We start from the raw sequence: 24760 nt of genomic DNA, 5'->3' as shown, positions 1-24760 counted from the left end.
ACTCGCTGTCAATCGTTCAGGGATTGCGGCACCTCGGCCAGGGATGGGAACGCAGCGCGCGGCTGTCCGCCCGCCCACCACAGCCCGATCGCTAGTGCCGCTGTCGCCTCGAGATACGCCGCCCGCGCCAGCCCGCCGCACGGTGCCGGCGTGCAGCCGATCGAGCTGATCAGCGTCTGCGTCGCTGCGGCTGCTGTGGGGTGATCGGAGCAGTAGGGCACCGCCAGCGGTAGATCCTCGAACCTTGGCGGACGCAGGGTCCAGATACTCACGTGGCAGAGATTGAATGCCTTGACCACGCACGCGTCAGGTGCGGCCGTTGCGAGTTGGTGTGCCACAGACGTGGCGCTACCGGTGTTGAGCATGAGTCCGTCGCCGGTCGGCACGATGGGGTTGGTGCAGTCGATGACCGTCCGCCCAGCGAGGCTACCGGCAAGGCTGCCCACCAGTTGAGGCGCATCTATCGCAGGCACAGCCACGAGGATGGCGTCGCCGTGACCCGCGGCATCCGCGAGGGTGCCGTGCCCAGCGGCACCGATTCGTCCGGCGGTCCGTTCCGCACGTTCCTGACTGCGCCCGCCGATCACCACGCTGTGGCCCGCCGCGGTCCATGCGCCGCCGAGCGTCGCCGCCATGCCGCCCGTCCCAAGTATGCCGATCTTCACCTGTTCTGCTCCGTTCCGTTATGGGGCGGCTCGATGCCGACCACCCTGCAGGACGTTAGACAGGCCGATGCAAACCGAATGGTGTGCGATACATCGGGCAGGATTGACGCATGAGTGACGCCGCTGTCTACACCTCCGATTGCCGCGCCCGCGTGGCGTTCGAGGTCCTCGCCAACCGCTGGGACAGCGTCGTCGTGTTCACGATCGGTGCGTACGGTCCCACAAGGCCGGCGGTGCTCCTCGCCCGGATCGGCGGGATCAGCCCCAAGGCGCTCAACGAGGCGCTGCGCCGATTGGAGTACAACGGCTTGGTGGAACGCCGGCCATACCGGGAAACGCCGCCCCGCGTGGACTACGCGCTTACGGAAGCGGGCGACGCGCTGCTGGAGCCGATGCAGATGATGGGCGCCTGGGCCACCAGGTACGCGGACGCAGTCGTTGACGCCCAGGAGCGGTTCGAGGCGCGCAGACGTCCACCCCAACCCATCAGCTCGGCGTCACCGGTGAAGGCATCCAACGCACCGGTGTGATTCAGCAGCGACCACAGTGATGGCCGCCGAACACGCCAGGCCCTCTACCTCGACCGGGACACGCTTCGGCTTCTATCTACTCGTGCTACGACCACAGTCAGGCTGGGTCGAGGCGACCGGCGGAACGCTTTCATTTCGGCTGCCCACCGCAGCTTTGGGTGGCTCTCATCTGGTAGGCGGTTTACCGGTCACCGTGGACGGCTATGGCGGAGGAGCCGAGAAGGAGGATCGCGGCTTTCACTTCGCAGGTGGCTGTCGGCCCTGGTGACGAGTCTGGTCTGCGGCGTCGTGGCACGAGCTCGGACAACTCGCCGGGATCCTGGCCGGATCACCGCGATTGAGGGCCCTGACCACTAAGAGGAGGGGCCCGTCGAGACTGAACCAAATAGGAGCGAAAGCTGCGTGAAAGGCGGACTCGGTCGGAACTCGCTGGTTGACCTCGCTGGTGAGGTGCACAATCGGCGGTCATGGTGGATCGGATCCTGGAGCTGATCGGACAGCTTGACGATGACTCGACGGACGTCGCCGAGGGCGCGAAGCACGGTCTGATGGCCATCGGTCTTGATGTGATCGATCCGCTTATTGACGCGCTGCCCGAGTCGGAGTTCTACGGTCAGCTGTCGGCGATCGAGGTCTTCGAGTATTTCGGCGACGTTCGGGCAGCGGGTGTTCTGACCGAGTTGCTGTCAAGTGAGAGCTCCACGGTGCGTGAGTGGGCGGCGTGGGCACTCGTCGACATCGGTTCGCAGGAAACGGTCGCGGCTTTACAGGACGCCTACAACCGATTCCGGGCGAGCGGTGACGATCCGGACTTTACTGAGGCGGTGGCTTTGCGCCGGTCCTTGACGAGGCTGGGCGGCCGGCAGGAGGTGCTTCCACCCTTGACTGGGTCCCTGTGCCAATCGGTAGGCATCCTGGATCGAGTGTGGCCATCGGCCAGGTTGGCTGAAGTGATCGACGAGCTCGCCGCATGTAACCAGGTGGTGCTCTACCTCATGCTGTGGACGGTTACAGACCGGGGGATCTTCATGCTGTGGACGGTTACAGACCGGGGGATCTTCGGATCCGGGCACGAATCGTCTGGCTGGTGTCATGACCGGAGCTTAGGGTGGCCGGACTTGGTGGCCAGCGCACGCGACGCCGCCGTGTTGGAGTTGGCCTTTACGCGGATTGGTGACAACGTCTACGCGACCCTGGAGTGGATCGACCAATCGGATCTGTGATCTGCTCAGGGTGAGCGGCCTACCTATGGCCAGGTCGTGTCCGCCTGCAGCGCGGTCAGGAGCGGTGCCGCCAGATAGGTGGGATACACCGGGGAACCCCGACACCTCCCGTCGAGGCGTGAGCTTGCCGCAGATCCCGTCGGCAACCCGTTGAGGCGTACCAGACGTGCCGACTTGACCATCCGGCTACTGGCGATTGAGCCGTCCGAGGCCGCGGGCGGCGAACGCACGCACCTGCTCGTCGGGGTCGGCGAGCAGCCCCCGCAGGATGGGTTCGGCCGCTTGGTCGCGAAGACCACCGAGGCACCAGCCAAGGATCATCCGCACATGAGGAACCGAATCTTGAGCCAGTGGTGACAGCGTGACGAGCGCCCCAGGCCGAGCCCAGAAGGCGACCACGCTGACAGCCCGGGAACGAACCATCGGATCAGGATCATCAAGGAGCGACCGAGCTTTCTCGTCAACCCGAGCGGCATCTGGTTGGTTGGCCAGGGCCTCCAGTGCCGTCATCCGTAGCTCGGGATTGGCCAGGCCGGCCACGAGAACGGGGAAGTCGCGCGGATCGCCGAGGAGGCCGATCGCCCAAGGCGCAATCCCTCATCACCGGTGTACGCGTAAATGGCCTCTCTGCTGTCCTCTGGCTGCGCTTCGACAAGCGCCTCGATGGCGTCGGTCAACGACGACACGTCCAGCTTCCCGGCGACGCCGGCGTGCAGCGCCTCCAGGAGCTCATCGACGGTACGAACATCAGTTGTGGATACTGATCTTCGCGTGGGATGAGACTGCTCAATGTCCGGATCTGCGGATGCGTGGAGGCGGTCATCGTTCATGGCGAAGTTTGGAGGCGCGGATCACCCGGACTGTCGGGTCGGCACTCTCGGGCGTCCGTACCCGGTCGGTCAGAAGGAAATCGGGCAACGTGAACCCGGCGGTGTGTTGGCGTTCGGACAGCATGAACGTTCCGCCGCGCTTTTCGGGCTGCCATCCGTGCTTCAGGGCATGGTTGATGACGGCTCGTACGTCGGTCGGCGTCGGATACGCGCCGTCGGTGGCGCACGCCTCCCACGGTGCTGGCCAGGCGATCGATAGCAGATCCGCCTGAAGTGCTTGGCTCGTCTTTCCCGCTCCCATACCCGGAGCCGAATGCACCGGTGGCAATCGGCGCTGCTCTGTGTGTGCCGGATGTCCGCGCGCCACACGAAGATCCGGGCGCCGATTCTTATCTGCCGCATCCGCGTTCGCACGTGGGCTCACCTCACGCTGCATCTTTTCGGCTTTGCCGCGAGCTGCCAAGGCATTTACCTGCGAAACCTGCCGGATGACATCCCTGAGCGAGCGCCCACGGCGCCGAACGCAGGTGCTATTGGCATGAATCGTTGAGTTGGTGACGTTCAGATCGCGCAGCGCAGAAGCTGCCTGCCGAGCGACTCTTACTCGGGTGTGGTGAACCAGCCGATCGGAGGGGTTGCAACGTAGTCCGGACTGTGCGGCTCGGGGTGATCGCGCCACCAGCCCTCCAGATCACCGGCACCGTCGAGGGGCACGGGGCAGGCGGGTTCGTGACAGCAGCCGGCCAGGCCCGTACGGGCCTGGCATTCGCGATGCAGCGCCCACTCGGTGGCAGCTTGTTCTGTGCTGATCGGGTGTAGGACGTAGCGGCGTTGCGGCCAGGTGCCCTGGAAGTCGTCGATGTCGGCAAACCAGTACTCGCGGCCTGCGTATTCGGCGAGGCCATCGACGGGTCCGTCGTACCAGTCGTTGAACCACAGCATACGTACGTCGTGCAGGCGTGGCAGGCCGTCGAGGATCGCCCGATCGTGGATCATGTGGGTATCTGGGTCATGAGCGGCGTTACGGGCTCGGCGTGTTGACTGTCCGAGATCGGCACTCCTCCAGCGGGCCATACCGCAGTGTTGTAGCGGTGGCGCACGACATTTGCTGCTTTGAAGGTCACGGGCCGAGTTTCGGCCAACCGGTAGCCCCACACAAGCCGATATCGCAGGTCAGGTGTTACGGCCCACCCATTCGGCCTGCGTGGGTCGAGACCAGCGAGCGCGCGATGATCTTCATCCCGTGGGCCGCGACCGCGCAGCCTATGTGCTCGCCCGCTACGCCGACGAAACGCGCAGTACCCCAAGAGTACTTGTCCAGCCCGGATGTCCGGGTGAAGCGTGCATCCGTCTGGCCGCTGGGCTTCAAACCACCTGAACTGTCGGCAAGGCGACATCTGGGATTCCCCAAGGTGGCGATAAACCGGCCATACCGCTCATAGGGTCAGTGACGTCACAGATGTGCAGTGCCGGCACGTCTCCCCTCCGTCCGGCAGTCTCGGATGGAATCGGAGGAGTACGTGATCTTCAAACGCATCGGCATCATCATCGCCGGGGTGGCGGCGGGAGCCCTTCTCTTCGGCAATGCGGCATCGGCCCACGAGTGCTTCATCGCCAACCGGTCGGACCAGGGCAATGCGATGGCGCTGAATTCAGGGCGGTGGACCACCTTGACGCCCGAGGACATCTTCATGTTCGCACCGCCCGGCACCGACCAGGCATGCTTCGTCGCGTACTGGCTTTCCCACGGTGGTCCGGCGTCCCTGACGGTTCGCTCGGACAAGACGATCGGTGAGGGCAGCGCGAACCCCAACCTGGCCAACGGAAAGGGACTCGAGCACGCCGAAGACGTGTTCGGTGCGTTGTTCGGCGCCGCGGTTGGGGCCTGCTCCTAGTCGCGACGCAACCGCATGGCCCCGATTCCACAGTGGATCGGGGCCATGCGCGCACGAAGCGGTCAGACTAATTCGGGGACCTCAAGTGCCAGGGCGAGCTCGAACTCGGTGGCCTCCAGTACCTGGGTCCCCGCCTGCTCGGCAGTCCTCCGCACAGCTCTAGCGCGATCTCGCGGGTAAGCGCCAGCGCTGCGGCACTTTCATAGATCGCCGTTGACACGGCCACCCCGGACTCGCAGATGATGATCATGCAATGCCGCGAAGTCGTGCGTCCAGCGAGACTGTCACGCTCCGTTCCGTGGGAGCCCGGAGGTGAGACTCCGTCGGGCCACCCCGGCGCTTGCCCTCGATGTCCGCCAGTCTGGCTGCGGCCCGATTCGCCTGACGCGCGCTGCGCCCGCGAAGTCCTCACCAGTCGACGCCATGGCTCTAGGTGCATCGTGCGAGCCGATGAATCTCGAGGTCCCCCATACAGAAGATCGAGCTTCGCATGCATCGGTGACGAACTCGTGGTCAGCACACGTCAAGGAGGACTCTGGTCCGTCAAGAACGGAAAGTACGTAATCCTGACCTCAGTGCCGTTGCAGCCACCGATCTTCGGCGGGACCGACACGATCGCCACCGCGGCGAACGGCGACCTCGCCGCGCGCGTCACAGACCGTCGCGGCGTCTTTCTGCTGCCTGCTGAGGACGAGTACCGCCGAAGCAGTCTGATTGAACTTCCCGAGCCCTCTGTGAGTTCCTCTATGACTTGGGCTGGAACCACGCTTGTCCTCGGCACACATACCGGCGAGATATGGCAAGTCAACCCTGACGGCGATCAGATACAGCTCGCTGACGTCCACGACTTCGTCGTGGCGCTCGCTGCGACCGAGGACACGGTCTACGTCGCCGCCGGCTCGGGACCGCGTCGACTCCTGAAGTTCCCTCTGGACGTCCCATCGCAACTGGAGGATGTAGGTCAGCCCGGCGCTGTGATCGATATCAATGACATCCTTGTGAACGGCGAAACGCTTTTCCTCACTGACTTCCACAAGGGATCAGTGCTTGCGATTCGCGACTCGAAACTGCACGAGGTCGCCACGGGGCTGGCTATTCCGGGCAGACCTCCCCGTGAGATGTGCCGGGAGCGTACCGCAACTGCCGGTCGTAACTGCCGGTTCATAAATCCCGTCCGTGCTCAGGGCGGCCGGCGGCGCGATGAGGAGATCGTTCGGTGGCGGCCTCTAGGTTTCGGGGGCAGTTCCGCCGACGGCGCCGGACATCCCGGTCCGCGGCGGAGGCCAGGTCCACAACGGGAAGGAAAAGGCCATGATGCGCATCGTCGACCGCCTGATCTCGAAGGTCGTCCGCACGACGACCGCGTCCGCGTGCAGCGGCGCGGACGTCTGCCTCGGCGGTATCACGTTCTGGCGGTACTGCTGCCCGGACAGCGGCTGCTCCTACAGCTTCGTCCGCTACGGCTGCTGACGAGCCGGACCGATGAGCCGGGCGGCGCTTCGTACCGCCGCCCGGCGTACACGTTGTCGAAGGAGGAGCCCATGCAGGTCGTCATCGCCGCTCTGGTGGCGCTGGGTCTGCTCGGTGTGTTCAATCTGCTGCTGACGGCGGGAATCCTGCGTCGGCTGCGGGCCGAGGCCGAGGCGAAGGTCGCCGGCCACTCGTCGTCGGGTCTGCGCCCGGGGTCGGCCGTCGATGCCTTCGAGGTCACCACGGTCGACGGTGAGCCGATCACCGAGGAGACGCTGACGGGGACGGTGGCGTTCTTCTCGGCCGGCTGTTCGGCCTGCCACGAGCTGCTGCCGGACTTCGTCGCGTACGCGCGGGAGCAGGGGCGGCGCAACGTCCTCGCGGTCGTTGCGGGTGACGACCCGGAGACGGTGGACGCGCTCGCCGAGGTTGCCCGGGTGGTGAAGGCTGACCTGCCCGGCGGACCGGTCGCGAAGGCGTTCCGCAACACCTGGACGCCCTCGCTGTATGTCGTGTCGGGCCGGTACGTCGTCGCGGCGGGGGCCCGGCTGGCGGATCTGCCCCGCCGGCCGGCGTTGAGCGGGAGCTGACCGGAGGTGGCGACGACCCGCCCGCGCCGGCGGATCAGCGCCCGGCAGGTACGCGAGGCCGCGGCTGAGGCGGCGGCGTTGCTGTGGCGGTGCGGGCCGGTGCGGCTGTCGGCCTTCCTCGCGATGACGACGGCCGTCGCGGTCGTGCCGGTGTTGACCGCCTGGCTGACGAAGGCGGTGCTCGACCGGCTGGCGACAACGGGGGCAGCTGTGGCGGCTCCGGCCGCCGGGCTGGTCGCCGCCGGGCTCGCCACCGCCCTGCTGCCGGTCGCCGCCCGGTTCGCCCGCGAACAGGTGGGCCGGTCTGCGAGCCGGGGCGCCACCGATCGGCTGTTCGCGGCGCTGGGCCGGCAGGCGGGGCTGCGCCGGTTCGAGGACCCCGCGTACCAGGACCGGCTGCGGCTGGCCCAGGACAGCGCCCGGCGGCTGCCCGAGCTGGTCGACGGGGCGGGGAGCCTGGTCAGCGGGGTCCTCGGGCTGACCGGCTTCCTCGGGTCGCTGCTGCTCCTCAGCCCGCTGCTGACGGTCGTCGTGCTGGGCACGGCGGTACCGGTGCTGCTGGCCGAGTTCAGCCTCGCCCGGCGGCGCTCGGCGACGGAGTGGCACGTCGAGCGCTTCCACCGCCGCGAGTTCTTCTACGGCCATCTGCTGACCGGGGTCGACGCCGCGATGGAGATCCGGCTGTTCGGGATCGGCGGCTTCCTGCGTACCCGGATGATGGGGGAGCGGGAACGGGCCGATGCCGCCCGGCGGCGGGTGGACGCGCGGCAGGCCGTGGTACAGGGCGCGCTCAAGGCGGCGAGCGCGGGCGTCGCCGGGTACGGGCTGTGGTGGGCCGTCACCACCGCGCGTGGCGGCGGGCTGACGGTCGGCGACGTGTCGATGTTCGTGGCGGCGATCATCGGCGTGCAGGCCGCGCTGTCCGGGCTCACGGCCGCCGTGACCGGCGGCCAGGCGCGCCTGCTGGCGTTCACGCACTACGTCGCGGTGCTACGGGCCGAGCCCGACCTGCCCACGGTCGCCGACCGCCCGGCGCCCGCGCTGCGCCACGGGATCGTGCTGCGCGACGTCTGGTTCCGCTACAGCGACGACCACCCCTGGATCCTGCGGGGCGTCGATCTCACGATCCCGCACGGGTACGCGGTGGCGCTCGTCGGGCTCAACGGGGCCGGCAAGACCACCCTCGTGAAGCTCCTGTGCCGGATGTACGACCCGACCCGCGGGCAGATCCTCTGGGACGGTGTCGACCTCCGGGACCTGTCGCCGGCGTCGCTGCGGGAGCGGATCAGCGCGGTCTTCCAGGAGCACATGAACTACGACATGACCGCTGCCGAGAACATCGGCCTCGGCGACCTGACGGCACTGGCGGACCGCCCCCGGCTCGTCGGCGCGGCCGAACGGGCGGGCGTCCACGAGCGGCTGGCCGCTTTGCCGTACGGCTACGACACGCCGTTGACGCGTACGTTCATCCTCGGCATGGACAACGGGGACGACGGCCCCGACGCCGAGACCGGGGTGGTCCTGTCCGGCGGCCAGTGGCAGCGGCTGGCGCTCGCCCGGTCGCTCGTCCGCGCGGGCCGCGACCTGATGATCCTCGACGAGCCGAGCTCCGGCCTCGACCCGGAGGCTGAGCACGAGGTGCACGAACGCATCCGGGAGCATCGGGAGGGCCGCACCAGCCTGCTGATCTCCCACCGGCTGAGCGCGGTGCGGGACGCCGACCTCGTCGCCGTCCTGGCCGACGGCCGCATCGCCGAACACGGCCCGCACGACGCCCTGCTCGCGGCGGACGGCACCTACGCCCGGCTCTTCCGCCTGCAGGCGGCCGGATACCAGGCGGTACCGTGACGACGCCCGCGATCGTGGTCCTGCTGCTCGCCGTGGCGTCGCTGGGCGGCCTCGCCCTCGGGGCCCGGCTGCTGCTCATCCTGGCCACTGTGGATGGTGCGAGCATGGAGCCGACCCTCCGCCCGGGCGAGCGGGTCCTCATCCGGCGTACGCGCCGGCCCCGCCGCGGCGACGTCGTCCTCATGCGGCTGCCCGCCGACCCCGCCCTGCTCCTCAAACGCGTGGTGGCCGTCGCGGGGCAGCACCTTCCCGCCGACTGGGCCCGGCCCGACGTGCACGGGCTCGGCGACCGCCGCGTACCGGCCGGCTGCTACGTGGTCCTCGGCGACAACCGGCCGGTCAGCACGGACTCCCGCTACTTCGGACTCGTCCGCCGCGACCGCGTCCTCGGCGTGATGATCCGGCGGCTACCCTCGGGGGGATGAGGCTCCGGCGCGCGTACGCGGAGGCTCGAACCGGCAGCGCTCCACCGGTAGGCGGGATCGTGCTTCCTGGACACCCGGTCCGGACGAGCCCCAGCTCACCACCAGTGATGGTCCTTCCAGAAGTCCCAGGCGGCGAGCAGCGTGCCGTACCGCTGGTTGGCGTATCGGAGGGCGGCCAGGCACTGGTAGAAGCGGCGCAGGTGCGTTCGGCGTTCCAGTAGCAGTCGAACGACACGTTCGCGTCGGCGATCTGGGTGCGGCCCATCTGGCCGAGGCCGTAGGAGGAGCCGTTGACGGCGGAGACGTCGAAGCTGCTTTCGTTGCAGATGATCTTCATCATCGCCCACGCCCGGTCGCCGGAGCCCCACGAGCTGGGTACGCCGTCGCCGGTCACGTCGGCCGCGTTGCTCATGGGCCGCAGATGCACAGGTTCTCGCGACGGGTCACCCATTCCAAGGTGCGCAGCGCGTTCTGGGTCGGCCGCAGGATGTTGGCACGGTCCGCAGGCCGTCGACCGGGCCTTTGGAACTGCAGTCGGCGCGGCCGCCTGAGCAGCCGCGCCGTCAGGTGGTCGGCATGCCGGCGATCGCCACCGCGAGCATGCTCAGCCCTTGTGCGAGCGCCGAATGCCCGGCGGGTGAGATCTTCGCGGCCAACAGGTCGTCGTTCTTCTTCTGGATCGCGGCGAGCTTGTCTTCCGCTTCAGGCTGCTTGGCCCTGCACGACGGCCGCGGCCAGGGCGTTTTCGCCGACTCCGGCGGGGCCGATGTCCACAGGAGATCGACGTGCCGTCGCAGGGATCGACGGCTACGATGGAGAACGTTGCCGTAGACCACCGACGACCGCCACAGCGTCGTATCGGTGCCGGCGCTTCGGCCCCGGATCCATCTCGTCGAGCAGGAAAGGCTCCGCTGTGGAGGCACGGGCGCAGCTGCTGGGTGCGCTCTTGCGCGAGCACCGCCGGCGGGCGAACCTGACGCAGCAGCAGCTCGCCGAGCGAGCCGGCTTGAGCGTGCGGGCGGTCCGCGATCTGGAGAACGGCCGGGTCGCGACCCCGCGTCCGGAGTCGATGTCGCGGCTGGCGGCCTGCCTCGGGCTGTCGACGCTGGAAGTGACGGAGCTGTTGCGCCGGGGCCGGTCGGGGGTGCACCTCGGCGTTCTGGGACCGCTGATCATCCGGATCGGTGGATCGCCCGTCCCACCCGGCCCGCCCTTTCAGCAGACACTCCTGGGCTTGCTCGCGGTGCAAGCCGGCGAGGTGGTCGGCCGCGACGAAATCGTGGACGTGCTGTGGGGCGCGAATCCACCGCGGAGCGCAGTCGGACAGGTGCAAAGCGCTGTCAGCCGATTGCGGCGAATACTCGACGCCCCGGAGAAGCCACGGCTGTACAAGGCACGGCACGGGTACCAGCTGCGATTGGAGGCCGGTGAAGTGGACGCCGGCGAATTCGCGGCGCTCCTGGAAGCGGGACGGCTGGAAGAGGCGCTGAAATGCTGGCGCGGTCCGGTGCTCGCCGACGCACCCGACCGGTTGCGGACGCACCCCGCGGCCCTGGCGCTGGGCCGACGCCGGCTGCAGGCGGCGATCGCGTACGCCGATCGCGGCGACGCGGCCGTCGACCTGCTGCGGACGCTGTCCGCGTCGGAGCCGCTGCACGAGCCGCTGCACGCCCGGCTGGTGACGCTGCTGGCGCGCAGCGGTGACCGTGCCGCCGCCCTCAAAGCACACGCCGACATCAGCGAGCGGCTGGCCGACGAACTGGGTGTCACACCCGGTGACGAGCTCACGGTGGCGTACCGGCAGGTGGCCGGAACGGAGCACGAAGCGTGGGTACGCCCGGCGCAACTGCCCGCGCCGGCCCCGGGTTTCGTCGGCCGGTCCGACGCCCTGCGGCAGCTGGATCATTCCGGTGCGGCCGTCTGCGTCATCACCGGCACCGCCGGAGTCGGCAAGACGATGCTGGCCCTCCGGTGGGCGCACGGCGTACGAGATCGCTTCCCGGACGGTCAGCTGTTCGCCGACTTGCACGGTTTCGGCCCCGCCGGAGCGGTAGCCCATCCCGGCACGGTGCTAAGGGCCTTCCTCGATGCGCTGGGAGTGCCGGCCGCACGCGTTCCCGTCGCCTTCGAGGCGCAGGTCGGGCTCTACCGCAGTCTGCTCGCCGGCCAACGAGTCCTGATCGTGCTCGACAACGCGCGGGACGCCGAACAGGTGCGGCCGATGCTTCCCGGGACACCTGGCTGCCGCGTTGTGATCACCAGCCGCGACCAGCTTCGTGGCCTGGTCGCTGCGGAAGGAGCCGAGCCGGTCATGCTCGACCTGCTCCCCGCCGACGACGCCGTCCGGCTCCTTGCCGGCCGGATCGGTCGGCACCGGGCCTATGCCGTGCCAGGTGTGGCCGAACGCATCGCCACGCAGTGTGCCCGGCTGCCGCTCGCGCTGGCCGTGGTCGCCGCCCGGGCCGCACTGTACCCGGCGTTTCCCCTCGACCAGATCGCGGCCGATCTTCGGCCGGACGGCGGCGGCTTAGGCGACCTGGGTGACGTCCGATCGGTGTTCTCCTGGTCCTTACGGGCCCTCGGAAGTGACGCGGCCACCCTGTTCACGCTGTGCGACGCCCTGCCCGGCGCTGACTTCGCAACTCCGGCGGCGGCCAGCCTCGCGGCCTGGCCAGCCGCCCGCGCCCGCGCCGCGCTCGGTGAACTCGTCCGGGCCCATCTGGTCGTCGAGCACCTGCCCGGCCGGTTCACCATGCACGATCTGCTGCGCGCGTACGCGTCGGAGTTGCTGGCCGAAGACGAGAAGCAGATCGCCTCGGTGCGCGTACTCGATCATTATCGGGCCACGGCGATGCGCGCGGCCATGCTCGTGGATCCGCACCGCGAGCCCATCGTGCCGGTGCCCGTGGTGGCAGGTGTGCCGGTGCTCACTTTCAGCGACGCGGAGCAGGCGATGGCGTGGTTCGCCGCGGAGCACGCGGTCCTGGTGGCGGCGGTCGAGCGGGCGTGGGCCGCGGGTGAAGACGCGCGAGCCTGGCAGCTGGCGTGGACGCTGCTGGACTATCTCGACAATCAAGGGCATTGGCGCGACTGGATCGCGGTGGAGCTGATCGCACTGGCCGCGGCGAAGCGCGGAGGCGATCCGGTCGGCGAGGCATACGCGCACCGGCTGCTGGGCCGCGGTTACACCCAAATGGGCCAGTATGCGGACGCGGGCGGTCATTACGAAGCTGCGCTAGTGATGTACGGTCGGCAGGGCGACCTGCTCGGCGGCGCCCACACATCGATGGGCCGCTCGTGGATGCTGCATCTGCAAGGCCGGCATCGCGCTGCGCAACGAGACCGGTTCACGGCGCTGGAGCGGTATCGCCGCGCAGGGCACCGCGTGGGCGAGGCGCGAATCCTCAACGCCATCGGCTGGGGGTACGCGCAGCTCGGCGACTACCGGCGCGCCTTGGACCACTGTGGACAGGCGTTGGAGCTGACGCAGGCGCTCGACGACACCGCCGGATCGGCCGCCATCTGGGACAGCTTGGGCTACGCCCATCTGCACCTGGGCGAGCACACCGAAGCCATCGAGTGCCTCACCACGGCGGTGAACCTGTTCCGGCGGTCGCACGACTTGTTCAACGAGGCTGATTCGCTGACCCACCTCGGTGATGCGTACGCTGCCGCCGGTCAGTCAGGCGAGTCCCGGGCGGCATGGGAAGCCGCGGTGGCGATCCTTGATCAGTTGGGGCATGCCGATGCCGACGCGGTCCGCGGCCGCCTCAAGGACTGAGGCGGCCGCAGCGCGGACTCACTGCACGACTCGGATTGGCCCCCAGACCAGACCGCCGGCGGCGTTGTACGCGTCCCAGCGAAGGTTCTCGCCGGTCAACGCGGAGCCCGTGGAGTAGAGGATCCACAGGGTAGTTCGATTGGCGCCGGAGTTGTAGAAGTGGGCGAGATCGGTCCGGCCGTCGCCGTTGAAGTCGCCGGTGACCGCCCTGAGCTGGGTGGCGCCGTTGGCGAGGTCAGGTCCGAACCAGGTGAACACCTTCCAGACCCCCCGCCGTAGTTGTACATGGCGGTGATGTCGCCATAGCCGTCGCCGTTGATGTCAGGGGCAGGACGGCCGTCGTGTTCGCCGCGCACCAGGCGTACGCGCTGGTGACGAACCAGGTGCGGGCCGGCCAGCCGACCAGGCCCGATCCAGTGGACAGGAACCGGAACATCCCGGCGTGGCAATCGGTGTAGTCGTACAGCACACCGATGTCGTCCTTGCCGTCATGGTTGAAGTCACCGGCCACGGCTCGCATGAGAGGCCAGGCAACGTTGTGCCCGCACCGGAGTCCCACCAGATCACGGGTGGCGCGAACGACGTACCGGTGGAGATCATCACGTACAGCTTCGTCTGCGCATTGGTGAGGTCGTAGAAGGACGCCACGTCATCCTTGCCGTCGCCGTTGAAAGATCCCGGTATAGATGGGGTCTACGACCGTGTCACACCGGAGATGCGCCCACCGCCGATGATCGCGTTGCAGCGCCGCTGGGACGACAGCGGATCGTTCTGGTGATCCGCCGTAACGGGCGGAGCGGATGCTGATCATTACATTTGGAGCCGATTAGCTCCAAGAAATCGACGAAGCCATCTGAAGTAACTCCTTCAGATGGCTTCTGACCTGCTATTACTGGTGGGCGATACTGGGTTTGAACCAGTGACCTCTTCCGTGTCAAGGAAGCGCGCTCCCACTGCGCCAATCGCCCGTGCTAGTTCGGCTTCGCAGCCGGACCGAGGTGGAGACGGGATTTGAACCCGTGTACACGGCTTTGCAGGCCGTTGCCTCGCCTCTCGGCCACTCCACCGTGGCTTTCCCCTGGGTTGGGGATTCTCCGAGCGGACGACGAGACTCGAACTCGCGACCCTCACCTTGGCAAGGTGATGCGCTACCAACTGCGCTACGTCCGCAATCGGCCCGGTTCCGCGTGAGCGGCCCGCGCTGACTTGAAAGACTTTAGCGGGTCTCGGGGAGCGTTGCCAAACCGGATACCTCCTGGGCGCGTCGAAATGGCGGAGTCGCAGGTCACGAGGGGGATGCGGCTAATCCGGAGCATCGGGCCGCGCCCGCTAGCCGTGATTTCACCGAGGCCAGGCGGCTGCCGGTGGCTGGGGCGGGCTGTCCGGAAGACGTCACGATGCCCGGCAAAACGGACGTCGAGGTGATTCGGGAACCGGTGAGGGTGACGTTCAGCACGAGGGTGTCCGAGCTGGGGCGGTCCGAGCCGCCGGTGTACCAGACGAAGTTTCCGAGCCCGTAGTGAACGTAGGTCGCGCCGATGTAGCCACCGGCCAGGGGTACGTGGGCGTGCGTACCGATGATCATGGTTGCGCCGGCCCCGGCGAGCGCTTTGGCCAGGGAGGTCATCTCAGCCTTCGGGCAGTTGCTGCCTTCGACGCCCCAATGCATGAACACCACGACGACGTCCGCTTGCGCTTTCGCGTCGCGTACCGCTTGAACTGCACGGGCCCGGTCGTGCGACATGGCGACGCCGGACCGCGTGGCGCTGGGGGCCCAGGATTCAGCGAGGGTGTGGATCTGGGACATCGCGAGAATCGCGATGCGCACGCCCTTGACCGTGGTCACCCACGGTGCGTAAGCCTCAGCCTCGTTGCGGCCGGCGCCGATCACGGGCATGCCGGCCGCGCGGGCCGCGTCCAGACTGTCGGCCAGGCCGACGCGGCCATAGTCCAGCGCGTGATTGTTGCCCAATGACGCCACGTCGATCCCGGCCGCTTTCAAGGCGTTATACGCCTTGGGCGGCGCTCGGAAATGGAACTCCTTCGGCTCGGGGGTACCGCGGGTGGTGATCGCCGTCTCCAGGTTGACCACGGCGATATCGGCGGCGGAAAGCTGCTTGGCGAACGGGCCGACGGCGGTGGCCGGATTGTCGAGCAGGCTCGCCGTCTTGCCCGTGAAGTGCACGTCTCCGGCGAAGGCCAGGGTGATCGTCGGTTCCGGGCCTTTCGTCGAAGGGCTGGGCGACGGGGCCGCCGACGAGGGCGTGGCCGAGGGCGACGATGAGGCCACCGGGTCGGGGGCGGCGGTGTTGCACGCGGCGAGAGCCAGGCACACGGCGGCGGCGAGTGCGGCGAGGGGGATGCGCGTCACAGGAGCAAGATACGCCTCGGTCAACTATTTGAAGGTTCAACTAAAGCGGGCTACGATGAAGGCATGAACTTCCCGTACGACCGCTTTCTCGCCCAGGCCGCACCGCTGAGCCAGGAGCAGCGCGTCTGGACTCCCGAGGACGGGCCGATGCCCGCCCTGTACCTCGGCCACGGCGCGCCGCCGCTGCTCGACGACGACCTCTGGATGAGCCAGCTGTTCGGGTGGATGCAGGAGATGCCGAAGCCGAAGGCTGTCCTCATCGTCAGCGCGCACTGGGAGCATGCCCCGCTGAGCATCTCCGGCACAGCCGCCGGTACGCCGCTCGTCTACGACTTCGGCGGCTTCGAGCGCCGGTTCTACGAGATGACCTACCCGACGCCGGACGCGAGCGAACTGGGCCGCAAGGTGGCCGCGCTGCTGCCCGACGGCGAAGACCTGCACGAGCACAGGAGCCGCGGCCTCGACCACGGTGCGTGGGTGCCGCTGAAGGTCATGCTGCCGCTGGCGGACGTACCCGTCGTGCAATTGAGCCTGCCGACCCAGGATCCAGCCAAGCTGCTCGACCTCGGACGGCGGCTCGCTCCGCTTCGAGAGGAAGGCGTACTGGTCGTCGGATCGGGATTCATGACCCATGGCCTGCCGTTCCTGCGCCGCTCCGACTTCACCCCGGGCAACCCGCCGCCCGGCTGGTCGAAGGACTTCGACGAATGGGCGGCCGACGCGCTCGGCCGGGGTGACGTGGACACTCTGGCGGCGTACGCCTCCAAGGCGCCGGGCATGCCGTACGCACACCCGACGGTGGACCACTACATCCCGTTGTTCGTGACGATGGGCGCGGCGGCTCAGCCGGATACGCCGGTCGAGACCACGATCGAGGGGTACTTCCTCGGACTGTCGAAGCGGTCGTTCCAGGTCCGCTGACGCTGTGATTCTCCGCGTCGGTCGCGTCGGTCGCGTCGGTCGTGCACGTCGCGTCGGGCGGAGTCGGTCGCGTCGGTCGTGCACGTCGCGTCGGGCGGCTTGGCCCGGCGCGGCGTGGGATGGCGCGGTGCGGCGTTCAGCGGGTGACGGTGACGTCGGCGGTGGCGCTTCGGGTGGCGATGAGGTGCGCGTTCGCCTCGTCGCTGCGTAGCACCCAGTCCTCGGCCGCCCTCACTTCGAGCCCCTTGGCCAGTTGGCGCTCGATGAGGCCCTCGACGCGTTCGGCGGACGATTCGACGTCCACATAGACCGAGAGGTCCAGCAGTGCGCGTATGCCCGCCCAGGGTTCCTCGTCGAGCAGCAGGTAATTGCCCTCGGTGACGATGACGCGGTCGCTGGGCGCGATCGGGATCGATCCCGCGATCGGCTCGTTGAGGACGTGATCGAACGACGGCGCGTACACCGTGGACTGGGACTGCGTACACAGGCGCCAGAGCAACGCCAGGTAGCCGTCGGCGTCGAACGTGTCCGGCGCGCCCTTGCGGTTGGACCGGCCCAACCGGCGTAGCTCCTCGTTCGCCAGGTGGTAGCCGTCCATCGGAACGATCGCGCTGGTGATGCCGTGCGCGATCAATGCCTGCCAGAGGTCGCGGGCGAGCGTCGTCTTACCGGCCCCCGGTGGCCCCGCGAGGCCGACGATCACCCGGTTCGGCTTGGCGGCGACAAGCTCCAGTACGCGCGGCAGCAGGTGATCGAGCACGGGCAAAGTCTGCCACGTTCCTGAAGTTGATCAGGCGCTGGCGGAGTTGATCAGGGTCCTGCGGACACGACACGCCGGTTGATCATGGCGTTAGGTTCATGATCAACGGGACAGGGCCGGGGCGAGGCGCGGCGTGACGGGGCGAGCGCGACGGAGGCCGGGGCGCGTCAGGGGGCGGCGGGAGGGGTGAGCCCGGAGCACGCGGTGGCGCGCGACCGGACCCCGAGGATCCGCGAGGCGGCGGAGCCGCCGACAGCATAGGGAACCCCCGTCGTCCGGTTGATGTACGCGGGAACGACAGCAGCCGAGGCAACCCGCCCGGATCGCACCGTGATCCGGAGTACTTCGGTGTCGTTGGTCGCGGCGTCGTTGCGCCACCATACGAAGTTGCTCATCCCATAGTGCACGTACGCGTTGTCCAGCCACCCGTCGCCTTGCAGCACGTGGGCGTGCGTACCGACGATGACGTCGGCGCCGGCGTCGGCGAGTTGCCGGGCGAGCGTGCGCTGTTCCTTCGACGGGCACTTCTGGTACTCCGTACCCCAATGTAGGTAGACCACGACGACGTCGGCTGCTTCGGCGGCTTGGCGTACGGCATTGACGGCGCGCGTCGTATCCCGCGCCATGGCGATGCCTGAGTCGTCGTCGGTGGCTCGCCACTGCTGCCACAGCTCACTTACTTGACTCATGCCGAGCACTGCGATGCGCGTACCCCTGATGGAGAAGAGGTGGTGGTCGAAGGCCGAGGCCGCCGACGAACCCGCGCCCACCACAGGCATCCGCGCGGTCGCGGCGTCGGCGAGCGTGTCCGCGAGGCCGACCCGGCCGTAGTCCAGCGCATGGTTGTTCGCGACCGTGACCACGTCGATGCCCGCGGATTTCAGCGCGGCGAACGCGCCGGGCGGCGAGCGGAACAGGAACGTCTTGCGCTCCGCGGTCCCGCCCGTGGTCACTGCGGTCTCGAGGTTCACCATCGCCACGTCCGCGTCGGCCATCATTTTCGCGACCGGGTCCAGCTTTCCCACATCAGCGAGTACGCCGAGAGTTCTGGCCGTGAAATGCACGTCGCCGGCGAACGCGAGCGTCACCTCCGGGTTCCCGGGTTCGGCCGCCGGTGTCGGGGCGGGCGTTTGAGCGGTGTTCTCGACGGCGGCCGGGGCGCAGGCTGCGACCGTGAAACAGACGATGAGCAGGGCGAATCGGCGGAGGCGCATAACGGGAGCAACGAGCCGTCTTCGCGAGGAGATGCGTTACCGTGTCCCGCGTGAGCCGCCGACCCGCCGACGTACGCCTCGACGAGTTGCTCCGCACAGCGGTGGACGTCATCGTCGAGCGCGGGCTGGCCAATACGCGTACGGGGGATGTGGCGCGCGCCGCCGGAGTGAGCCAGGCGTTGGTGTTCTACCACTTCAGCACCAAAGACGCTCTGCTCGCCCAGGCCTTCGCGTACGCCGCCGAACGGGACCTCGCCGGGCTCGACCAGGTCGCTTCGTCAGCTGTTCCACCGGCCGAGAAGGTGCGCCAGATCATCGACCTGTACGCCCCAGCCGGAAGGTCGAAAGCCTGGGCATTGTGGATCGACGGCTGGTCGGAGGCACTGCGCAACGAGTCGCTGGAAGCGGTGTCGCGACGGCTGTACCTGCGCTGGAAGGAGGCGCTGGCCGAGGCGATCGCGGCCGGCGTCGCGGACGGGTCGTTCACCTGCGCCGACCCGGTCAAGGCAGCTTGGCGGATCACGTCGCTGATCGACGGGCTGGCCGTGCAGCTCACCGTGCACCCGTCGCTACTCGACCGGTCCACCGCGCTGGACTGGATCGCCGAATCCGTCACCACCGAACTCGGCCCCCCGCTCTAGCCCGCTGCACCCGCCCGCGCCGCTGCGCCCGCCCGCGCCGCTGCGTCCGTTAGGTGCAGATCACGGTTACGCATGCCTCCCAGGGCCTCGGAGGCATGCGTAACCGTGATCTGCAGGGAATCCCAGCGGGGAATCCAGCGAAGGGGTGTCAGGCGCTGGGTGGGCCGGGGTGGACGCCCTTGCCCCGGGGCAGCGCGGTCATCAGCAGCAGCGTGAGGGCGAGCAGACCCAGCTGCCAGCCGAGCGTGCGCTGGGTCGCCCCACCGAACACCCGCTCGCGGGCCTCCGTGGCAGCCGCGGCGGCGACCCCGGCCGTCTGCGGCGACGTAGCCGCAGCGGCGGTGACGGCCTGGCAGCTGGCGGGCACGACAGCGGTGTCATCGGCGGTCACCCGGTCGTACAGGCAGGTCTCGAATCCGGCGATCGCAGCGTCCTGCGCGGCCGGAACCGTGACGACGGCCCGGATCTGCGGCGCGACGTGGTCGACGGCCGGGCCGACCTGGCTGCCGAGCAGGCTGACGAAGATCGAGCCGAGCACGGCGATGCCGAGCGCGTTGCCGATCTGGTACGCCGTGTTGATGACGCCGGAGGCCGAACCCGCGTCCTTCCGGTCGACGCCGGCCAGGATGATGTCGGCGAGCGGGGCGACGACCAGGCCCATGCCTGCCCCGGCGATCGCCATGGCCGGGATGAGCTGCCAGGACTCGATGCGGGGACCGTGCTCGCCGATGGTGTAGACGACCCCGCCGATGCCCAGCGCCATCACGGCGGCGCCGATCATGACGGTGAGGCGGCCCAACTTCGGGGCGAGCTTCGTGGCGGCGACCGACAGCACGCCGACGCCGATGGAGAACGGCAGCGTGGTCAGACCTGCCCGCAGCGGGGTGAAGCCGAGGCCGTACTGGAGGTAGAAGGTCAGCACCAGGAAGAAGGACGCGATCCCGCCGAAGAACGCTAGTCCGGTCAGGACTCCGGCGGTGAAGGACCGGCGGCCGAACAGCGTCATCGGCACCAGCGGCGACGTGCGGCGGCGCTCGTACCAGGCGAAGAAGGCCAGCACGACCAGCCCGGCAGCCATCATCAGCCAACCCCAGAGCGGCCAGTCGTTCTCCCGGCCCTGCACGATCGGGTAGACGAACAGCAGCAGCCCGGCGGTCACCAGGACGACGCCCGGCAGGTCGAGACGTGCCGCCTGAGTGTTGCGCGACTCGCGTACCACCAGGAAGGCGATCGGCACCGCGATCGCCGCGATGGCCACGTTGATGAAGAAGATCGAGCGCCATCCCCACCCGAACAGATCCGCCTGGATCAGTACGCCGCCCAGCAACGGGCCGGAGACGGTGCCGAGGCCGGCGGTGGCGCCGAACGCGCCGAGGGCCTTGATGCGCTCGGCGGGGGAGAAGGTGACCTGGATGGTGGCCAGGACCTGCGGCACCATCAGCGCACCGGCGGCGCCCTGCAGGATGCGCGCGCCGACCAGTACGCCCGGCGTCGGAGCGGCCCCGCACAGCGCGGACGCGACCGCGAAGCCGATCATGCCGATGAGGAACAGCCGCTTGCGGCCGAACATGTCGCCCAGCCGCCCACCGGTGATCAGGAGCGCGGCGAAGGCCAGCGTGTACCCCGCGAGCAGCCATTGCACGGCGGAGAAGCTGGCACCCAGGTCGGCTCGCAGGGAGGGGAGCGCGACGTTGGCGATGCTGACGTCGAGCAGGTTCATGAACGCGCCGCTGAGCATGGTGATGAGCGCGATCCAGCGGCGCGGATCGTTGGTCGGTTCGGCGTCCTGGCTCACGGCCGGGGTGGTGTGGGACGCTAGACGTTCCATTAGGAATCTTGCCCTTCTAGTAAAGTTAGAAGCTAGGATTTCTAAAGATTAGATTTTCTAGAGAATGCGGCAGCGGAGGTCACATGTCAAGCGCCGACCGTCAGATTCGGTCCGCCGTACCCGGCGTCTCGGCGGAGGAGGCTGAGTTCGAGCAGCTCATGCGCCGTCAGGCGGTCATGTCGATGGCGCTCGGTCAAGCCGCCGCGGAAGTCGTCGGCCTCAACGCGACCCAGCTGAACTGCCTCAACCTGATCGCCCTCGACGGCCCGCTCACCGCCGGTCAGGTCGCCGCCGGCATCGGCCTCACGACCGCCTCCACCACCGCGATCCTCGACAAACTCGAGGCCGAGGGGCACATCCTGCGCGAGCGCGATCCGCACGACCGCCGCCGAGTCACCGTCACGATCAACATGGAGCGTGGGTTGACCGAGATCTCGCCGCTGTTCATCCCGCTCACGCTCGCGCGTACGCGCCTGCTCGGCAGCCACTCACCCGAGGAGACCCAGCTCATCCTCGAGTTCGTGCGCAAGAACACGGCCCTGCTCGGCGAGGCCATCGAGCGGCTGCGGGCCATGTCGCCCCGCCGAAAATCCAGCTGATACGCCGAAAGCGGGCGACCTTCGCTGGTCACCCGCTTCCGTGGTTCCTGCTTAGGTCTCGGCTCTACGCGATGACCTCGTAGCGGACCGTCATGACACCCCGGCCCGGGTTCTCGATCGAGGCGAACGCCGCCCGCGACAAGTCGATGCAGCGCCCGTCGATGTACGGACCCCGGTCGTTGATGCGTACGACGACAGACCTGCCATTGCGCGGGTTGGTCACGCGTACGCGAGTGCCGAACTTCCACGTCTTGTGTGCTGCGGTCAACTGCGACGGATCGAAGCGCTCGCCGCTGGCCGTACCCTGACCGACGTCGTAGAAGCTCGCGCCGCACGTGCCGGAGACCTTCGGCTTCTTCTTCGTGGGCGACGGCTTGGGGGTCGGCCGGCTCTCCGACCGCGACGCGACCTCGGTCTCGTGCAGGGGAGTCTCGGCGTTCTCGGCCTTCGACGGCGTCTCCGGATTCTTCGCCGGCCCGTTCGCCTGAGCGAGACCGGCAGCGCCGATGGCGGCCACCGTGAGGGCGGTGGCGGTGGCGAGGGGAACCACGAGCTGGCGACGGCGGCGGTTCAACGCGTGCCGGGCCAAGTACTGCGACTGCGTTGTGCGGGATTCGTGATCCTTGGGGGTGGTCTTTCCTGCGGCATGTCTGCCGGCCACGGAGTCAACCCTTCCTCGTCGGGGAACGATCCTCGGTCCGCCAGACAGTATCGACGACGACCGTCGCGATATCGCACTTTGCGTCCGCTGAACGATCTTCATGTCTTCCTCCGTCCCCCTCCCGAGCGACCCCTCGCTCCTCCCACCCGCCGCTTTGTCCCGTTGATCATGAACTTAACGCCATGATCAACCGGCGTGTCGTGTGCCTGGGACCCTGATCAACTCCGCGACTCCCTGATCAACTCTGCGCGCTGGCGAGGTCTCGTGCGCTGGGAAGGTCCGGGGGCTGGGGGGTCTCGCGCGCTGGTGACTCGCGCCTTGGGGGTCTCGGTCGCTGCAGGGGCCTAGCACCCTGAGCGGGCCCGGCGTCCATGGGCGATTGGTCGTTCTCGGCCGCCAGTGTCGCGACGCCGGTATGGCGCTCGGTGTCGCGCCGTCGTGTCGCCAAGATCGTCGGGAGCCGACGTTCTTGGCGGTTTGGGCGTCCAAGATCGTCGGCTGCCGACGTGAAGTCCTGAAATAGCCCCATTGTCGTCGGCCGCCGACGATCTTGTGAGCGACGAGAGCGGACCAGAAAGCAGCCGCGGACAACGGCGCGGAAGAGGGCCCGGAGAGCGGGTCGGGCCAGGAGAGCGAGGGAAGCGTGCGAGCAATGTGGACCCGGAGAGCGGGCGCGGGGTCGGACGGGACGGGACGCAGCGCAAGGTGCCCGGTTGCGGGGCGACAGTACGCTCACGCGCCGTGAGCATCCTCAGTCGCATCTTCGGCATGTCCGCCAGGCCCGAACACGACGCCGGCGTGATCTACGTCCTCGACCGAAGGCAGCAGCTCGGCTACTACAGCGTCGTCTGCCGGTGCGGTTGGTTCGCTGAGCCGGTGGATGCGGCGTACCCGGATGCGGGGGTGGAGAAGCGGATGGCGGAGGCTGCTGTCGCTCACTCGCCGGACGCGGACACCGAGGTGGCGTTCCCGTTGGATACGCCACCCGGCATCCGGTAGCCGTCAGGTCAGCCGACTGCGGCTCGGCGGGGTCGTCGGCCCATCGAGGCTTCTTCGGTGTACTGGTCGAAGAAGCGTTCGAGCTGCTCAGGGTCGTCGTCGGGGAACTGGTCGACCAGCGCGCCGATGATCTCGCCGCGCATCAAGCCCTCGTCGGAGTCGGTGATGATCCGGTCGAGCGCGGTGAACACCGCCTGCCGCAACGGGCCCTGCGTACGCGCGGTGGCGGCCGCCAGCGGCGACGGAATCTGGTCCCGGATCTCGCGGGGCGGGGACGTCTGCTCACGGATCTCGCGGGGCGACGACATCTGCTCGCGAAGTTCGCGGAACAGTTCGGCCGGCACCGCCGACACCGGTCGCTCCGGCTGCGGTGGAGCCGAGAAGGGCGGCGGGACGGAGATCGGTGGTTCGAACACGTCCGGCGCGGAGAACGACGGCATCGGCGCGGGCAGCAGCGGCTCGTCGCGGTCCGACGGCGGGCGCTGCTCGATCGGCTGGGCCGGGCGTTGCACGGGCGGCTGTGGGCGTACAACTTGGGCTGGCGGAAGCGGCGTGGCCTGGACGGGCGCGGTTTCCTTGGCCGCGGCGAGCTGGGCCGGGGTGTGCTGGTGCCAGGGCAGTACGCCGAAGCGCCGCGCGTCGGGGTGAGTGACCCGCCACGGCGGCACCACGTGCTGCTGGTCGGTGAGGTCGGGCAGCGGCTGGCGGGCGCGGCGGGCGCGGGTGAGCGCCTCGCGGGCCGTCTTGGCCGAACGGTGGTAGAGCCGGTCGGCGCGGGCCATGTCCATGGCGGTGGCCGGGTCGGAGACGCCTTCGCCGAGGGCGAGGTACCAGGCGCGGAAGGTTTCGCGCGGGCGCAACACCCAGCGAACCGGCCGGTAGCGCGGCAACGGGTCCTCGATCATGCCCGCGGCGCGTAGCCGGTCCCGCAGCGAACGGCGGGTCTTGGCACGCCACAGCACCACCGTCAGCACGGAGGCGGTCGCGTAGACCATCGCGGCCTCGGGTTGGCCGATCGCGTTGGCGTGGACGACCTGCATCGTGACCGCACCCGCGGTGACGATCCACACGAGCGTCCAAAGGCCGCCTGCGGAGTCACCGGCCAGCGCGGTCTGGTTCGCCAACAGCATCAACGCCACCGCGGTCGCCTCGATGATGAGGAAGACCACGTACCGCTCGGGGCCGTGCATGCCGAGATACAGCTCGGCGAAACCGGCCTGGCCGAGGGCGGCGCCGTAGGAGGCGGCGATGGCCACCACCGTCAGCAGCGTGTTGATCCAGAAGTTGCTGCGCTTGTCGGGTTTGAACACGGGCCATTGACGAGCGGCCCGGATGGCGGAGACGCCACCCGCGGGTTGCGGGGCGTTCCGATCCGAGTAGCGGTCGGGGGTCTCGGTCACGGGATGATCCTCCCAAGGGGCACCGACACTTGCCGTTACGTCGGCGGGGGCCGACACAACGTCAGGCATTCTGCCGGTTTCAACGAGCGAGCGCACCTCGGTGGTGCCG

General features: G+C 68.5%; 27 protein-coding genes and 3 tRNA genes. 12 read left to right on the top strand and 18 right to left on the bottom strand.

All coding sequences use genetic code 11. From position 1 onward, the window contains the following. Positions 1–8: 8 nt before the first annotated feature. The gene (locus tag HDA40_RS13190) at positions 9–665 is read right to left on the bottom strand and encodes an NADPH-dependent F420 reductase (protein WP_253755443.1); all 657 of its coding nucleotides are present in this window, start codon (positions 663–665) and stop codon (positions 9–11) included. A 110-nt stretch (positions 666–775) separates the two neighbouring features. Between HDA40_RS13190 and HDA40_RS13185 the strand changes: the two genes are divergently transcribed. Continuing rightward, entirely contained in the window at positions 776–1195 is a 420-nt protein-coding gene (locus HDA40_RS13185) for a winged helix-turn-helix transcriptional regulator (RefSeq protein ID WP_253755441.1), read from the top strand. Between the two features lie 467 nt (positions 1196–1662). Beyond that, on the top strand, positions 1663–2418 hold the full coding sequence (locus HDA40_RS13180) for a HEAT repeat domain-containing protein (protein ID WP_253755439.1): 756 nt from the start codon (positions 1663–1665) through the stop codon (positions 2416–2418). A gap of 186 nt (positions 2419–2604) precedes the next feature. Here the strand turns inward: HDA40_RS13180 and HDA40_RS13175 are convergent, their stop codons facing one another. From HDA40_RS13175 to HDA40_RS13160, 4 genes are all read right to left on the bottom strand, one after another. Beyond that, positions 2605–2928, bottom strand: a complete 324-nt coding sequence (locus HDA40_RS13175) for a HEAT repeat domain-containing protein (protein WP_253755437.1) — start codon at positions 2926–2928, stop codon at positions 2605–2607. Continuing rightward, entirely contained in the window at positions 2925–3248 is a 324-nt protein-coding gene (locus HDA40_RS13170) for a hypothetical protein (protein ID WP_253755435.1), read from the bottom strand. Before HDA40_RS13170 ends, HDA40_RS13175 begins: the two co-directional genes overlap by 4 nt. After that, positions 3238–3549, bottom strand: a complete 312-nt coding sequence (locus HDA40_RS13165) for an integrase (protein ID WP_253755433.1) — start codon at positions 3547–3549, stop codon at positions 3238–3240. The genes HDA40_RS13170 and HDA40_RS13165 overlap by 11 nt, the downstream gene beginning before the upstream one ends. A gap of 299 nt (positions 3550–3848) precedes the next feature. Continuing rightward, positions 3849–4244, bottom strand: a complete 396-nt coding sequence (locus tag HDA40_RS13160) for a hypothetical protein (protein WP_253755431.1) — start codon at positions 4242–4244, stop codon at positions 3849–3851. Between the two features lie 506 nt (positions 4245–4750). Between HDA40_RS13160 and HDA40_RS13155 the strand changes: the two genes are divergently transcribed. Then, complete coding sequence (locus tag HDA40_RS13155) at positions 4751–5143, top strand: hypothetical protein (protein WP_253755429.1); 393 nt, start codon at positions 4751–4753, stop codon at positions 5141–5143. Between the two features lie 572 nt (positions 5144–5715). Here the strand turns inward: HDA40_RS13155 and HDA40_RS13150 are convergent. Next, positions 5716–6177 (bottom strand): hypothetical protein, encoded by a 462-nt coding sequence (locus HDA40_RS13150; protein ID WP_253755427.1) that lies wholly within the window; start codon positions 6175–6177, stop codon positions 5716–5718. Between the two features lie 277 nt (positions 6178–6454). Here HDA40_RS13150 and HDA40_RS13145 point away from each other — a divergent pair, with 277 nt between their 5' ends. The 4 genes from HDA40_RS13145 (at position 6455) to HDA40_RS13130 (ending at position 9476) form a co-directional block, all read left to right on the top strand. Next, on the top strand, positions 6455–6613 hold the full coding sequence (locus HDA40_RS13145) for a hypothetical protein (protein ID WP_253755425.1): 159 nt from the start codon (positions 6455–6457) through the stop codon (positions 6611–6613). Positions 6614–6684: 71 nt separating this feature from the next. Then, positions 6685–7203, top strand: a complete 519-nt coding sequence (locus HDA40_RS13140) for a thioredoxin domain-containing protein (RefSeq protein WP_253755423.1) — start codon at positions 6685–6687, stop codon at positions 7201–7203. A gap of 6 nt (positions 7204–7209) precedes the next feature. Next, positions 7210–9051, top strand: a complete 1842-nt coding sequence (locus HDA40_RS13135) for an ABC transporter ATP-binding protein (RefSeq protein WP_253755421.1) — start codon at positions 7210–7212, stop codon at positions 9049–9051. Next, positions 9048–9476, top strand: coding sequence for a S26 family signal peptidase (locus HDA40_RS13130; RefSeq protein WP_253755419.1), 429 nt, complete (start codon positions 9048–9050; stop codon positions 9474–9476). The genes HDA40_RS13135 and HDA40_RS13130 overlap by 4 nt, the downstream gene beginning before the upstream one ends. 563 nt (positions 9477–10039) lie before the next feature. Here the strand turns inward: HDA40_RS13130 and HDA40_RS13125 are convergent. Further along, positions 10040–10312, bottom strand: coding sequence for a hypothetical protein (locus tag HDA40_RS13125; protein WP_253755417.1), 273 nt, complete (start codon positions 10310–10312; stop codon positions 10040–10042). Positions 10313–10389: 77 nt separating this feature from the next. On the opposite strand from HDA40_RS13125, the gene HDA40_RS13120 reads away from it, so the two are divergent. Then, positions 10390–13257, top strand: a complete 2868-nt coding sequence (locus HDA40_RS13120) for a BTAD domain-containing putative transcriptional regulator (protein ID WP_253755415.1) — start codon at positions 10390–10392, stop codon at positions 13255–13257. A gap of 18 nt (positions 13258–13275) precedes the next feature. Here HDA40_RS13120 and HDA40_RS13115 read toward each other — a convergent pair whose 3' ends face one another. The 6 genes from HDA40_RS13115 to HDA40_RS13090 form a co-directional block, all read right to left on the bottom strand. Then, entirely contained in the window at positions 13276–13515 is a 240-nt protein-coding gene (locus HDA40_RS13115) for a hypothetical protein (RefSeq protein ID WP_253755413.1), read from the bottom strand. Next, complete coding sequence (locus HDA40_RS13110) at positions 13493–13777, bottom strand: hypothetical protein (protein ID WP_253755411.1); 285 nt, start codon at positions 13775–13777, stop codon at positions 13493–13495. The genes HDA40_RS13115 and HDA40_RS13110 overlap by 23 nt, the downstream gene beginning before the upstream one ends. Positions 13778–14150: 373 nt before the next feature. Then, a tRNA-Val gene (locus tag HDA40_RS13105) sits at positions 14151–14225 on the bottom strand. 28 nt (positions 14226–14253) lie between these two features. Beyond that, positions 14254–14324, bottom strand: a tRNA-Cys gene (locus HDA40_RS13100). 30 nt (positions 14325–14354) lie between these two features. Next, a tRNA-Gly gene (locus HDA40_RS13095) sits at positions 14355–14427 on the bottom strand. A 115-nt stretch (positions 14428–14542) separates the two neighbouring features. After that, entirely contained in the window at positions 14543–15628 is a 1086-nt protein-coding gene (locus tag HDA40_RS13090; protein WP_253755409.1) for a CapA family protein, read from the bottom strand. A 63-nt stretch (positions 15629–15691) separates the two neighbouring features. Here HDA40_RS13090 and HDA40_RS13085 point away from each other — a divergent pair, with 63 nt between their 5' ends. Next, positions 15692–16549 carry a dioxygenase family protein gene (locus HDA40_RS13085; protein WP_253755407.1) on the top strand — a complete coding sequence of 286 codons (858 nt, stop codon included), beginning with the start codon at positions 15692–15694 and terminating at the stop codon, positions 16547–16549. A 136-nt stretch (positions 16550–16685) separates the two neighbouring features. Here the strand turns inward: HDA40_RS13085 and HDA40_RS13080 are convergent, their stop codons facing one another. Both HDA40_RS13080 and HDA40_RS13075 read right to left on the bottom strand, forming a co-directional pair. Further along, a complete protein-coding gene (locus HDA40_RS13080; RefSeq protein WP_253755405.1) occupies positions 16686–17309 on the bottom strand; it encodes a nucleoside/nucleotide kinase family protein in 624 nt (207 codons plus the stop codon). Between the two features lie 167 nt (positions 17310–17476). Next, the gene (locus HDA40_RS13075; protein WP_253755403.1) at positions 17477–18523 is read right to left on the bottom strand and encodes a CapA family protein; all 1047 of its coding nucleotides are present in this window, start codon (positions 18521–18523) and stop codon (positions 17477–17479) included. Between the two features lie 50 nt (positions 18524–18573). Here HDA40_RS13075 and HDA40_RS13070 point away from each other — a divergent pair, with 50 nt between their 5' ends. Then, a complete protein-coding gene (locus HDA40_RS13070; RefSeq protein WP_253755401.1) occupies positions 18574–19164 on the top strand; it encodes a TetR/AcrR family transcriptional regulator in 591 nt (196 codons plus the stop codon). A 148-nt stretch (positions 19165–19312) separates the two neighbouring features. Here HDA40_RS13070 and HDA40_RS13065 read toward each other — a convergent pair whose 3' ends face one another. Beyond that, entirely contained in the window at positions 19313–20992 is a 1680-nt protein-coding gene (locus tag HDA40_RS13065) for an MFS transporter (protein WP_253755399.1), read from the bottom strand. An 83-nt stretch (positions 20993–21075) separates the two neighbouring features. Here HDA40_RS13065 and HDA40_RS13060 point away from each other — a divergent pair, with 83 nt between their 5' ends. Beyond that, positions 21076–21591 (top strand): MarR family winged helix-turn-helix transcriptional regulator, encoded by a 516-nt coding sequence (locus HDA40_RS13060; protein WP_253755397.1) that lies wholly within the window; start codon positions 21076–21078, stop codon positions 21589–21591. Between the two features lie 64 nt (positions 21592–21655). Here the strand turns inward: HDA40_RS13060 and HDA40_RS13055 are convergent, their stop codons facing one another. Further along, positions 21656–22252, bottom strand: a complete 597-nt coding sequence (locus HDA40_RS13055; RefSeq protein ID WP_253755395.1) for a septal ring lytic transglycosylase RlpA family protein — start codon at positions 22250–22252, stop codon at positions 21656–21658. Positions 22253–22993: 741 nt separating this feature from the next. Here HDA40_RS13055 and HDA40_RS13050 point away from each other — a divergent pair. After that, positions 22994–23251 (top strand): hypothetical protein, encoded by a 258-nt coding sequence (locus HDA40_RS13050; RefSeq protein ID WP_253755393.1) that lies wholly within the window; start codon positions 22994–22996, stop codon positions 23249–23251. A gap of 8 nt (positions 23252–23259) precedes the next feature. On the opposite strand, the gene HDA40_RS13045 is transcribed toward HDA40_RS13050, so the two are convergent. Then, positions 23260–24651, bottom strand: a complete 1392-nt coding sequence (locus tag HDA40_RS13045) for a DUF2637 domain-containing protein (protein ID WP_253755391.1) — start codon at positions 24649–24651, stop codon at positions 23260–23262. Between the last annotated feature and the right edge of the window lie 109 nt (positions 24652–24760).

Origin of the sequence: Hamadaea flava (assembly GCF_024172085.1) — a bacterium.
GTDB lineage: Bacteria > Actinomycetota > Actinomycetes > Mycobacteriales > Micromonosporaceae > Hamadaea > Hamadaea flava.
Note: the sequence above shows the minus strand (reverse complement) of the source record. Positions and strands in the feature narration are given on the sequence as shown.